The sequence below is a fragment of the Acinetobacter lactucae genome, from assembly GCF_013122135.1.
Classification (GTDB): domain Bacteria; phylum Pseudomonadota; class Gammaproteobacteria; order Pseudomonadales; family Moraxellaceae; genus Acinetobacter; species Acinetobacter lactucae.
Genome location: NZ_CP053391.1, coordinates 2,378,384 through 2,390,812, shown reverse-complemented (window position 1 = coordinate 2,390,812; position 12,429 = coordinate 2,378,384). Strand labels below are relative to the sequence as shown.

Genomic DNA, 12,429 nt, shown 5'->3' with positions numbered 1-12,429 from the left:
AATTGACGATTGTATTTAAAAAGCATACAGACTCACTGCTAAAAATAGTCTATTTTTTTACACTTAAATTTGTTCTTATAGATAAAGATTATACAAAGTCATTTCTAAATAAATATGAGTCGTAATACGAGGAATTCATTGTGAATATTCAACAAAAAGATGATACAAAACACGGCAGCTTTAGCTTACTTGATGGTGAAACGGTTGCAGGTGAAATGACTTATACATGGGCTGGCGAAGGCATGCTGATTATTGATGCCACAGATGTAAATGAAAATTATCGGGGACAAGGTGTAGGTCGCCAATTACTTGATGCTTTGGTTGCCTTTGTTCGTGAAAAAGACGTGAAAGTAATTCCGCTTTGTCCATATGCAAAATCGGTTTTTGATAAAGACCCAAGCATTGGCGATATACTTAGAAAATAAGCAATAGATTGAAAATCATTTAATAAAAATCGGGCCTGAGTGTCCGATTTTTTATTGGTTTTATTATTCATCTTTGTTTTAGTGAATATGTTTTGAGCGGTTGTATTTAGCTGATTTGAAGGTTTTCAATTGCCAGATCGAATTTATCAAACTTATAGAAAAGCTTATCTAATAAAAATAGTTTTAGACCAATTGGGAAAAAAATAAACTCGTTGCACAAATATTTAATGGCTGACGAAAGCTAAATATTTATAACGTTTTAATATTATTTTTTGGAATTTTCCTTGAACTGGCAGTATATCCATAGTGTGTTGCCGCAATTTTTCTCTGCAACGTTGACCACGCTGAAAATCTCAATCATCAGCATTATTTTGGCGATTATTGTAGGGCTGATTTGCAGCATTTTAATTACATATCGCGTGCGGGTACTAAATAGAATTGCCCAGTTCTATATTGAGTTATCTCGAAATACCCCTTTATTAATTCAACTGTTCTTTTTGTATTACGGTTTGCCAAAACTCGGTATCAAAATCGATGGTTTCGCTTGTGGTGTGATCGGATTGACCTTTTTAGGCGGAAGCTATATGGCTGAAGCTTTCCGAGCAGGTTTGCAGTCTGTGGCAAAAGGGCAGATTGACTCGGCAAAAAGTATTGGTTTGCAACCGACTCAAATTTTTAGATATGTCATTTTTCCTCAAGCACTGGCTATTTCAATTCCGGCAATAGGGGCAAATTGTCTGTTTCTGATTAAAGAAAGTTCTGTGGTTAGTGCAATTGCTGTTGTTGAACTGCTTTTTGTCACTAAAGACTTAATTGGCATGGACTATAAAACCACCGAAGCTTTGTTCTTACTCATCATGGCTTATCTGATTATTTTATTGCCCGTGTCTATTTTAACCAGTTATCTGGAGCACAGAAGTCGGAAGGTGAGCCATGGAACTTGATTATCTATTTCAAGCGAGTCACCTCGAACGTTTAATGTGGGGACTTTGGGCAACTGCAAAAATTGCTTTCATTTCTGTATTTTTCTCTGCGATTTTCGGCACAGTTTTCGGCGTCATTATGACCTCTAAAAACATAGCCGTTAAAGCGCTGTGTCGTCTGTATTTAGAAGCCATTCGAATCATTCCAATTTTAGTTTTGCTATTTGTGTTTTATTTCGGCTTTGCGACATGGTTTAACTGGCAGTTTTCCGCAATGTGGGTGTGCGTTGTCGTGTTTGTTTTATGGGGTACTGCTGAAATGGGCGATTTGGTTCGTGCAGCCATTACTTCAATTGATCAGCACCAACGCGATTCGGCTTATGCGCTCGGACTTACCCATGTTCAAGCATTGGTCAACGTTATTTTTCCGCAAAGTCTAAAACGAGTAACGCCTGGCGCGATTAATTTATTTACCCGAATGGTGAAAACCAGTTCTTTGGCTGTGCTTATTGGTGTGGTTGAGGTCATTAAAGTGGGCCAGCAAATTATTGAAAATTCGCTGTTGACCGTGCCGAGCGCTTCTCTTTGGATTTATGGCTTTATTTTTATTTTGTATTTTCTGATTTGCTATCCCTTATCTCGTTTGGCAGCACATTTAGAAAAGGTCTGGGAGTAATTATGCCTTTGTTATCGATACAACAATTACAGAAATCATTTGCACAAAGTCATATTTTACAGGGCATTGATCTGGATGTAGAACAAGGAGAAGTAGTTGTTATTTTAGGTCCATCGGGCTGCGGTAAAAGTACCTTATTACGCTGTATTAACGGCTTAGAACCGATTCAGGGTGGTGAAATCCGTTTAACTGGCTCAGGTGTGCTTGGTAAAGATGTGGACTGGACTAATGCTCGTCAAAAAATCGGCATGGTTTTTCAGAACTATGAGTTGTTTGGGCATATGAATGTTATTGACAATATTTTGCTTGGGCCACTTAAAGTACAAAAACGTCACCGTGATGAAGCTGAACAAGTTGCAGATGAGTTGTTAAAGCGAGTGGGGCTATTTGAGCGAAAACTCGATTATCCACGACAGCTTTCAGGCGGACAAAAACAACGTATCGCTATTGTGCGTTCACTGGTCATGCAACCTAAAGTCATTTTACTTGATGAAATTACCGCTGCGCTTGATCCGGAAATGGTTAGGGAAGTGCTTGATGTAGTACTCAAGTTAGCGAATGAAGGAATGACCATGTTGATTGTGACACATGAGATGTCCTTTGCCCGCAAGGTTGCTGACCGCATTATTTTTATGGATAAGGGCAAGATTATTGAACAGGCTTCACCAGAAGAATTTTTTGAACAGCCAAAAACAGAACGAGCGAAAGCCTTCTTAAATATTTTGTCGTACTAAATTTTTATTATTTGAATCATGAGGAAGTGAATGTTTAAACATAATTCAATAAAAATATTAAGCAGTCTTGCCGTTGCTGGGGTGTTACTCACTGCTTGCAGTAAAACGCCATCCACTGAACAGGCAAGTAATGCTCAAACAGACCATTCTTTAGAACAAGTCAAAAAAAATGGGGTTCTACGCGTTGCCGTTTTTGCCGATGATCCACCATTTGGTTACGTAGATAGCGCAGGTAATAATCAGGGCTTTGATGTGGCCTTAGCAAAACGAGTCACTAAAGATCTGCTTGGCGATGAAAAGAAAGTTGAGTTTATTGTGACTGAGGCCTCAAATCGAGTGGAGTTTTTAAAATCGAATCGTGCCGATGTGGTGTTCGCGACATTTACAGTAACCCCTGAACGTAAGGAAGTTGTCGATTTTGCCGAGCCTTATTTAAAAGGAGCTTTTGGGATTGTCTCACCTAAAGCCAAGCCAATTACTGGCATTGCTCAATTAGAAGGTAAAACCTTGATCGTAAATAAAGGCACAAGTTCAGATACCTACTTTACCAAGCATTATCCAAAAGTAAATTTACTTAAGTTTGAAAGAAACTCGGATGCCTTTAAAGCCTTAACCGACGGTCGTGGTGACGCAATTTCACAAGATAGTACGTATGCTTTGGCATGGGCCGCGAAGAATCCAGATTATGTTGCAGGCATTCAGTCTATTGGTGATCAAGAGTTTATTGCACCAGCAGTGAAAAAGGGCAATACCCAATTATTGAATTGGCTTAATACTGAAATTAAGCAGCTCAGAACAAGTGGTGAAATTAATAAAATTTATGATGAAACCTTGAAACCAATTTACGGTGACTCGGTTAATCCGAATGTGTTTTTAGATGTAGGCCAATAATTTTCGATATCGCTAGAGCAGTGTCTAAAAGTAGGCGCTGCGATTCTAAATAAGACTTTTACAAGAACGAGAGGGTGAAATAATGACAACATTAACATTTCAAAACGTGAAGCATATTTTAGCTGCGTCTTTACTGAGTTTAGGTTTAGTTGCATGTGACAAAGGAACTCAGTCTACTGAAAAAACGGCAGATACCACACAAACTGTGTCGAGTATTGAACAGATCAAAAAGAATGGCGTGGTACGCATTGGCGTATTTAGTGATAAACCGCCGTTTGGATATTTAGATGCTCAAGGTAAAAATCAGGGCTTTGATGTAGAGATTGCCAAGCATGTCGCTAAAGATCTGCTCGGTGATGAAAACAAAGTAGAGTTTGTTTTAACTGAAGCTGCGAACCGTGTTGAATATTTAAAAGCCAATAAAGTGGATATTATTTTTGCAAACTTTACGGTTACGCCAGAACGTAAAGAAGTTGTCGATTTTGCTAAGCCTTATTTAAAAGTTGCTTTGGGCGTGGTTTCTCCTAAAAGTCATCCAATTACAGATGTTGCTCAACTTAAAGATAAAACTTTGTTGGTAAATAAAGGTACAACGGCTGATTCATTCTTCACCAAGACTCACCCTGAAATTAAGCTACAAAAATATGAGCAAAACACTGAAACTTTTGATGCTTTAAAAGATGGGCGTGGTGCCGCGCTTGCCCATGATAACTTGCTGGTTTTAGCTTGGGCTAAAGAAAATCCAAATTACACTGTTGGCATTACCAATTTAGGTGAGCAGGACTTAATTGCACCAGCAGTGAAAAAGGGTGATAAAGAGTTACTGGACTGGTTGAACCAAGATTTAGAGAAACTGGCGAAAGAAGGCGTGATTCATCAGGCCTATGAAAAAACTTTAAAACCCGTCTATGGCGATACGATTAATCCAAAAGATTTATTGGTTGAGTAGTTTTACTCATAGCTCCTAATGACTAGGATTCTAGATAGGATTTGCTCGAGCTAAGATTCATCTACAGCCTGCCCATAATCTATAAAGATAATGTTTTTGCAATATTTTTTTATAGATGGAAACAGTGGTCAGGTTCTGTAGATGAGAAAGTTTTTTGGTTACTTTTTCCAAAAAAAGTAACAGTATTAGCTGATTGCTTTAGAGATTCAAAGATAGAATTCCATCGTGCTAATTCATTGAATTTATATTACTTTAACTTAAATAAAGTCGGCTCTGCTGCCAATTTATCTGCCAAATATTGAATTAATACACTCAATTTAGGTGGAACATGCCGTGTCGGTGGGTAAAGTAACCACAGCCCACCACTGTAATAAGTCTTAAAATACCAATCTGGTAAAACCTGAACTAAGGACCCTTGCTGTAGAGCATGGCGTGCAACGAAGTACGGCAAGCTTGCAATACCTAAGTGCTGTAATGCGGCACTCAAACGTACACCCGTATGGTTTGCAGCATAACGCCCACGCACAGCAATACTTATCGATTTATTTCCTTGTTGAAATTTCCATTTTGAGTCACTGGCTTGTTCACCCAAGTAAATACATTCATGCTGCTTTAAATCATGAGGATGACTCGGTGTGCCATGCTTTGCCAAATATTCAGGTGTTGCACAAACCAAGTGATCAATATCAATAAGTTTTCGACCCATCAGCCCACCTGGTGGTTGCTCGGTAATTCGAAGGGCTAAATCGACGCCATCATCAATGAGATCTACATAGCGATCTTCTAAAAGCATTTGTATATCAATTTTAGGGTAGCGTTCTAAAAACTCGGGTAAATGTGGGTGAATCATAAAATGCCCGACGGCTTTGGGAACACTCATGCGAATAACACCTTCTGGTTCGACATGAAATTGGCCTGAACTTTCCATGACTGCTTGTGCCGCATTCACCATATCTAAACAACGTTGATAGACCTGCTGTCCACTTTCACTTAAACGAAGTTTCCGTGTAGTCCGATAGAGTAAGCGGGTGCCTAAAGCACGTTCTAAACGGGCAATCGCACGACTAACAGCAGAAGGTGTTGTACCAAGTTGCCTTGCAGTTTCAGAAAAGCTTTCCGACTCGACAACCTTAACGAAAGTCGCCATTTCGTTTAACAGAACCAGACTTTGATTTGTGCTCATGAGGCAAAAGTTATTTGGATTTTGATTGGATTATCGCGTCTAAAGAATCGCAATACAATCGTTTAGGTGATTTTCAGGAAACTAAATTGTTATGTGGCAGTTGTATGGACATGAGTTTTTAACGCTAGCTCTCATTCACTTTATGGCAGTGATTTTGCCGGGACCAGATTTTGTAGTTACGGTAAGACAAAGTGTTCGTTATGGCTATTTAATTGGATGTCTGACCGCAATTGGTATTGGTGTCGGGATTTCAGTGCATGTGTTTTATACACTTGTTGGGATTGGCTTTTTGATTCAGCAAAGCGAATGGCTCATGTCACTGATCAGAACAGCGGGGGCAGCTTACTTGCTATATTTAGGATGGCAGTGTTTACGTAGCCAGCCGAATACCAATGTTGAGATTAATGGTCAAACAGACAGTGATACTCCAAGTTTATTTAAAGCTTTTACGATGGGTTTTCTTACCAATGCGTTAAACCCGAAAGCTACCATCTTTTTTCTGGCAATTTTTACGACGATTGTAAGTACCACCACACCGATGAAAGTTCAGGTTTTTTATGGAGTGTGGATGTGTATGGTTAATGCTATTTGGTTTATAGTGGTGAGTGTACTATTTGCACAGCCTATTGTACGTAAAAGGTTTTTGGAGTTCGGAGTTTATTTTGAGCGGGTAATGGGGGTGTTGTTAATTGGAATTGCATTGAGATTGATTTGGGGATTGTTTGTTTAAGCGGGTTTTATTTGTAAGTGGATGGGTTGGCATAACGGAGTCCATACTTGCATTTGCTAGTGCTAAATTTCATCCACAGCCTGCCCCATAATTTATAAAGATAATGTATTTGCAATATTTTTTGAAAAATGAAAGCAGAGAACAGGTTCTGTGGATGAGAATCTTTTTGATGCTACGCAGGTTGCAGACGACTTTTGCTCGAGTAAATGTAGTGCTAGGACTATTTGAGTTTTAATAGTTTCCTCATAGAAAAATTGAATTTTAATAATGGCAAATTACTTATAAAAAAAGACCGCTCGAAAGCAGTCTTTTTTGCAAAAATAGGTTCAACTACTACGCCTATTACGCGTCAGTTGATGTAACACCGACACCAATAAATCAATTTCTTCAGTGGTATTATAAAAAGCCAAAGACGGACGCACGGTTTGTTCTACACCAAAACGACGTAAAATTGGCTGTGCACAGTGGTGGCCAGAACGTACGGCAATACCATGTTGATTTAAAGCTTTACCGACTTGTTCAGTTGAATAGCCTTGTAAGGTAAAGGACATAACACTGGCTTTGTGATGCGCCGTTCCGATCAAGCGTAAACCAGACACACTGCTCAGTGCATTTTGACCATATTCGAGTAGATCATGTTCATAGCGCGCAATGTTATGAATGCCTAGACTTTCGACATATTCAAGTGCAGCGCCTAGACCAACGGCATCGGCAATGTTTCCAGTTCCAGCTTCAAACTTGTTTGGTGCAGGTTGGTAAACTATTTGTTCGAAGGTAACATCTTGAATCATGTTACCCCCGCCTTCCCAAACAGGCATACTTTCTAGTAGTTCTGGTTTTGCATAGACCGCACCAATACCCGTCGGCCCAAACACTTTATGTCCAGAGAACACAAAAAAGTCAGCATCAAGAGCTTGTACATCGGTAGGGATGTGCGAAACAGATTGAGCACCGTCAACTAAAACGCGAACACCTTTGGCATGAGCAATTTTAATCACTTCAGCAACAGGTGTGACTGTTCCCAAAGCATTCGATACTTGAGTAATCGACAGCAGTTTAGTGCGTTCATTAATCAGTTTTGGCAACTCTTCTAAAATAATTTGCCCAGTGTCATCGACAGGAATGACTCGTAATTTCGCTCCAGTTTTTTTAGTGAGTTGATACCAAGGCACAATATTGGCATGGTGTTCTAAGTGAGAAACGATAATTTCATCACCTTCACCAATATTTTGTTCGCCCCATGTTTTTGCAATCAGGTTAATGCCTTCAGTTGTTCCTCGAACAAAGATAATTTCTTTAGAAGAGGGTGCACCAATAAATCGGGCAACTACATTTCTTGCATGCTCATAGGCATCGGTTGCACGAGCCGCTAACTCATGTGCAGCACGGTGAATGTTTGAGTTTTCATGCTGATAAAAATAAGCAATCCGATCAATCACGCGCTGCGGTTTTTGTGTGGTCGCAGCATTATCCAACCAGACTAAAGGTCGACCATTGACGCGTTCCTGTAAAATTGGGAAATCACGACGTATGGCATGTACATCGAGTGGTTGAGCACCACTTGCTAAAAAAGTGGGTTGTGATGGTTGATAGTGACTATAACTTTGTCCAGTTTGAGGCAAGTCTAAAAAATAAAATGCAGAGCTTGCCGAACTTTGGGTTGGCGTGTTCGTTGCAAAACGATCTTCCGTCAACAATGATTTTAAGTGGTGGCCATGCGGCAACTGAAAAGACTGCGCAACCGAATAATTATCTTCAACACCTTTAACAGAAGGTTCTGCTGCATTTGGAGCAGAAAAATCATTTAAAAAATAATAAGGTGATTCACCTGCACCAGTGGGTAAGTTTGGTTCAATGCGTGGCACATTTGGTTCACTATGTGCACCTTGTGGCAAATGTGGCTCAAATGGTGGGCGTGGCAAATTAGCTCCACCAACCACAGGCGCAGACGCTACAATTCGGCGTTCAGGGTAGTCTGGCAAATTTGGAATATGCTCAGGAAATTCCGGATTGAGACTTTTCTGAAAGGCGATATTGGGCGCACGACCACTGAGTGCAGAAAATGGTTCACCCGGTTGAGGTGGGTGCGGTGGTGCTCCGACTGGTAAGTCCAAGTTAAGGCCCGATGGAGAAGCTGAACTGCTTGAGCTTGGTAATGCTGAAAAAAACTCATTAGCAAGTCGAGCAATGGTGGACTCATCAGGGAAGTTGGCTGGTGGGTTAACACCAGTCACTTCAGGCCCCGTTGGACTACCTTGCAGATTACTTGTAGTTAACTGGGTAGTCATGATATTTGTCCACCTCCACATCATCTAATACTGCCAACGCATCATCAGTGAGTACTGCAAGTGAGCAATATAACGAGATTAGATACGACGCAATCGCGTTACGGTTGATTCCCATAAAGCGTACTGAAAGCCCCGGTGATTGTTCACCAGCAAGACCCGGTTGGAATAAACCAACAATCCCTTGACGCTTTTCACCAACACGAAGCAGCAAGATTTTAGTTTTGCCATCTTCTACAGGAATTTTATTTGATGGAATAAGTGGAATACCGCGCCATGTAATGAATTGCGAACCGAATAGACTAACCGTTGGTGGCGGTACACCACGGCGTGTACATTCACGGCCAAATGCTGCAATTGCATCAGGATGCGCTAGGAAAAATCCTGGTTCTTTCCAGACTTTACGTAGCAAATCATCAAGATCATCTGGAGTAGGTGGACCATTTAAAGTCGAAATACGTTGGTCATCTGTCACACTCGCCAATAAGCCATATTCAGGGTTATTGATGAGCTCACTTTCTTGACGTTCTTTAATGGTTTCAATCGTTAAACGTAGCTGTTCCTTAATTTGATCGTGGGGGCTGCTGTAAAGGTCAGCAACACGTGTATGTACATCCAGAACAGTCGATACACCATTTAAAAAGTATTCGCGTGGTTCTGGGTCATAATCAACAAAAGTTTGAGGTAAAGTTGCTTCATCACGTTGTGTGCAAGCCACCTGAATATCATCGGTATTATTTACACGGTTTAAGCGATAAATACCTGCTTCAACAGGCAGCCATTGCAGTAAGTGAGTCAGCCATCGGGGAGTAATCGTAGAAAGTTGGGGAGCTGTCTTGGTGGCATTGGCCAGTTGACGTGCAGCATGATCCCCAAGGGCAAGTTGGGCTTTGTCAGTATTTTTCGCCATGAATCGTTTTTCCTTATTACATTGGCTTTTTGAAAATAAAAATTCTAGGATGTATATAAACTAGAATTAGTTCTGGTTTTAAAATTAAAATAGCGTTGTATGTTTTTAAAATAGAGGGCTTATTAATGAGTTATCTATTTTTTAAATAAAAATATATTTAAACTAGAAATAAGCATTTAATTAATACGTAAGTTTTTTGTTTATTCATCTCCTTATCTATTCATTTCATATCTATAGTTTTTAACTGGCGATATGATTTTTTTGATAAGACTCATTTGGTGACTGTAAAATCTGGCTACCCGCGGCCACACTATGTGTAAGCCAGACATTCCCCCCAATAATTGACCCTCGACCAATGGTAATACGGCCTAAAATAGTGGCGCCTGCATAAATCACGACATCATCTTCAACAATCGGATGGCGTATATAATCTTTTTTCAAACCACCATCATCATTGGTTTCAAAGCGTTTTGCTCCAAGGGTCACGGCCTGATAAATACGAACGCGTTCCCCAATCACACAAGTCTCACCAATCACCACACCCGTACCATGATCAATGAAAAATCCTTTGCCGATTTGCGCACCCGGATGAATATCAATGCCTGTTGTAGAGTGGGCTAACTCGGAAATAATGCGCGACAATAAAGGCACCTGGGCATAGAGTTGATGCGCAATTCGGTGATAAATAATCGCAAATATGCCCGGATAGCAGAGCAGTACTTCATCCACACTATGCGCCGCTGGATCACCTTCATAAGCCGCTCGCACATCGCCGTCTAAAAGGCGCCGTATAGAGGGCAAAGTGTTGGCAAAATCCTGCACAATAGTTTGAGCAAGTTCTTGTGGCTGCTGTACTGGGCTTGAATGGCCCAAATGACGTTTTGCTTCATAATTCAAAGCCAGTTGTACTTGAGCATGTAAGGCTGTCAGCACCCGATTTAAAGTATAGGCAATATAAGAATCTTCAGTTTCTTGTCGTAAGTCGGCAGGGCCTAAACGCATTGGAAATAAAATTCCGCACAGGTCATCTAAAATAGTTTTTAAAGCTTCTTTAGATGGAAGTTCACGCCCCCCAAATTCTTTTGTCCTGTGCTGTTGCTGACGCCAGTCATGCCTTGCTTGTTGTAAACCTTGTACAACCGCATTAATGTTCCATTGAGTCACAAGCTTTCCTTGATTCACTGATAATTGATTGAAGTATTAGTCTTGTTGCCAAGGAAGTTGGTGGATGCGCCAGCCATTTTTCTGATTACGCTGTTGCTGATCATTTAGATCGCCTTCGAAGCCTTCAAGAACGTTATAAATATGCTCAAAACCTGCATTAAATGCGGCTTCGGCAGCTTGTGCTGAACGGTTGCCACTACGGCATAGCAAAAGAATGGTTTTGTCTTTGCCAACTTTTGATTCGAGTTCTTTTAAAAAGCGTGGATTACGGTTAAACGATGTGCCTGTTGCCCATGCAACATGGATACTTTCAGGGACATAACCTACAAATTTACGTTCTTCATTGGTACGTACATCAACTAAAACGGCTTCTCCTTGTTGTACGAGTTGCCATGCATCAACAGGTGATAAACTGCCACTAAAATTTAGTTCGTGTTCTTGTGCATATTGCTGTGCTTTATAAAGAATTTCTTCGGCTGAAAAGGATGTATTTGAATCATTTGAGATAAAGCTTTGCGGAGCTTCTGTATTTAATTTAGCATTCATTGAATATATCCTTATCTTTGATTCAGATTGTTAAGTTTCAATTTACGCGGTTTTAAATATAAGCAAAAATAAGGAATATCTATTTATATATATTATTTTTATAAATAAGAGCGGCGAATATTTTATATAAAACAGTATTAGTTAATCTTATAAAGTTATTAAAATAAAATAGATTTAAGAAAATTTACTATTTAGTAAAAATCGTGCAGATTAAAATAATCCGCACGGTTTTAAAAATTAAGCAAATCCACCATTTACCCGAATGACTTGAGAATTTACCCAGCCCCCATCTGGGCCAGCCAGCATGGCCACTACGCCAGCAATTTCTTCAGGTGTTCCGATTCGTTCCAATGGAGCAAGTTTTGCAATAGCTTCCACTTGCTCGTCAGTTTTTCCATTATAAAAAAGGTCAGTGCCTGTCGGGCCGGGTGCAACGGCGTTTACGGTAATGTTGCGCCCGCGTAACTCATTTGCTAACACATGTACCAAGCCTTCTACACCTGCTTTTGAAGCAATATAAGGACCATATGCCGGAAAAGATTTAGCAATTACACTGGTTGAAAGCGTAATAATTCGGCCACCATCCGGCACTGTTTCGGCCGCATGCGCTAATATTAAAAATGCGCCCCGTAAATTGGTATGGATTACTTTATCGAAATCAGACAGACTTTCAGGTGTAATTTTTGCCATAGGCATAATGCCTGCACTATGAACCACCACATCTACTTGACCATTAATGGTTTTTGCTTCTTGAAATAAACGGCTCACCTCATATTCATTTGCAACATCAGCTTGAATGGCAGAAGCGTGACCACCTTGCTCAATAATGTGATCTACAGTCGCTTGGGCATGAGTTGCATTGCCAGCATAGTTAATAATCACATAAAAACCATCTTGAGCTAAACGTTCTGCAATAGCACGACCAATTCCACGTGATGCACCAGTAACAAGAGCTGTCTTTTTTGAAATATTCATTTTTTGATTGCCTGTTTGAGTAAGTATGGCTTATTTTA

14 protein-coding genes are annotated in these 12,429 nt (G+C 40.1%); 7 read left to right on the top strand and 7 right to left on the bottom strand.

Annotation, left to right across the window (positions count from 1 at the left end):
- Positions 1 to 140: 140 nt before the first annotated feature.
- Entirely contained in the window at positions 141 to 425 is a 285-nt protein-coding gene (locus HLV59_RS11165; RefSeq protein WP_171429963.1) for a GNAT family N-acetyltransferase, read from the top strand.
- A 106-nt stretch (positions 426 to 531) separates the two neighbouring features.
- Here the strand turns inward: HLV59_RS11165 and HLV59_RS11160 are convergent, their stop codons facing one another.
- On the bottom strand, positions 532 to 645 hold the full coding sequence (locus HLV59_RS11160) for a hypothetical protein (RefSeq protein ID WP_014206469.1): 114 nt from the start codon (positions 643 to 645) through the stop codon (positions 532 to 534).
- Positions 646 to 709: 64 nt separating this feature from the next.
- Here HLV59_RS11160 and HLV59_RS11155 point away from each other — a divergent pair, with 64 nt between their 5' ends.
- The 5 genes from HLV59_RS11155 (at position 710) to HLV59_RS11135 (ending at position 4,598) form a co-directional block, all read left to right on the top strand.
- Positions 710 to 1,369, top strand: coding sequence for an amino acid ABC transporter permease (locus HLV59_RS11155; RefSeq protein WP_001104465.1), 660 nt, complete (start codon positions 710 to 712; stop codon positions 1,367 to 1,369).
- Positions 1,359 to 2,024, top strand: a complete 666-nt coding sequence (locus tag HLV59_RS11150) for an amino acid ABC transporter permease (RefSeq protein ID WP_171429962.1) — start codon at positions 1,359 to 1,361, stop codon at positions 2,022 to 2,024. Before HLV59_RS11155 ends, HLV59_RS11150 begins: the two co-directional genes overlap by 11 nt.
- Positions 2,025 to 2,026: 2 nt before the next feature.
- On the top strand, positions 2,027 to 2,758 hold the full coding sequence (locus HLV59_RS11145; RefSeq protein WP_001130360.1) for an amino acid ABC transporter ATP-binding protein: 732 nt from the start codon (positions 2,027 to 2,029) through the stop codon (positions 2,756 to 2,758).
- A gap of 30 nt (positions 2,759 to 2,788) precedes the next feature.
- A complete protein-coding gene (locus HLV59_RS11140) occupies positions 2,789 to 3,649 on the top strand; it encodes a transporter substrate-binding domain-containing protein (protein WP_171429961.1) in 861 nt (286 codons plus the stop codon).
- 82 nt (positions 3,650 to 3,731) lie between these two features.
- Positions 3,732 to 4,598 (top strand): cysteine ABC transporter substrate-binding protein, encoded by an 867-nt coding sequence (locus tag HLV59_RS11135; RefSeq protein ID WP_000209985.1) that lies wholly within the window; start codon positions 3,732 to 3,734, stop codon positions 4,596 to 4,598.
- A gap of 247 nt (positions 4,599 to 4,845) precedes the next feature.
- Here HLV59_RS11135 and HLV59_RS11130 read toward each other — a convergent pair whose 3' ends face one another.
- Positions 4,846 to 5,781, bottom strand: a complete 936-nt coding sequence (locus HLV59_RS11130; protein WP_171429960.1) for a LysR family transcriptional regulator — start codon at positions 5,779 to 5,781, stop codon at positions 4,846 to 4,848.
- A gap of 91 nt (positions 5,782 to 5,872) precedes the next feature.
- Here HLV59_RS11130 and HLV59_RS11125 point away from each other — a divergent pair, with 91 nt between their 5' ends.
- Positions 5,873 to 6,511 (top strand): LysE family translocator, encoded by a 639-nt coding sequence (locus HLV59_RS11125; protein ID WP_171429959.1) that lies wholly within the window; start codon positions 5,873 to 5,875, stop codon positions 6,509 to 6,511.
- 326 nt (positions 6,512 to 6,837) lie between these two features.
- Here the strand turns inward: HLV59_RS11125 and HLV59_RS11120 are convergent, their stop codons facing one another.
- The 5 genes from HLV59_RS11120 to HLV59_RS11100 all read right to left on the bottom strand — a co-directional run bounded on the left by HLV59_RS11120 (position 6,838) and on the right by HLV59_RS11100 (position 12,391).
- Positions 6,838 to 8,799 carry a family 2A encapsulin nanocompartment cargo protein cysteine desulfurase gene (locus tag HLV59_RS11120; RefSeq protein WP_171429958.1) on the bottom strand — a complete coding sequence of 654 codons (1,962 nt, stop codon included), beginning with the start codon at positions 8,797 to 8,799 and terminating at the stop codon, positions 6,838 to 6,840.
- On the bottom strand, positions 8,774 to 9,706 hold the full coding sequence (locus HLV59_RS11115) for a family 2A encapsulin nanocompartment shell protein (RefSeq protein WP_001107602.1): 933 nt from the start codon (positions 9,704 to 9,706) through the stop codon (positions 8,774 to 8,776). The genes HLV59_RS11120 and HLV59_RS11115 overlap by 26 nt, the downstream gene beginning before the upstream one ends.
- A gap of 240 nt (positions 9,707 to 9,946) precedes the next feature.
- Positions 9,947 to 10,888 (bottom strand): serine O-acetyltransferase EpsC, encoded by a 942-nt coding sequence (gene epsC, locus HLV59_RS11110; RefSeq protein WP_171429957.1) that lies wholly within the window; start codon positions 10,886 to 10,888, stop codon positions 9,947 to 9,949.
- A gap of 18 nt (positions 10,889 to 10,906) precedes the next feature.
- Positions 10,907 to 11,416: a rhodanese-like domain-containing protein gene (locus HLV59_RS11105; protein ID WP_087089041.1), complete on the bottom strand. Its 510-nt coding sequence runs from the start codon at positions 11,414 to 11,416 to the stop codon at positions 10,907 to 10,909.
- Between the two features lie 237 nt (positions 11,417 to 11,653).
- A complete protein-coding gene (locus HLV59_RS11100; protein ID WP_171429956.1) occupies positions 11,654 to 12,391 on the bottom strand; it encodes an SDR family oxidoreductase in 738 nt (245 codons plus the stop codon).
- Positions 12,392 to 12,429: the final 38 nt, after the last annotated feature.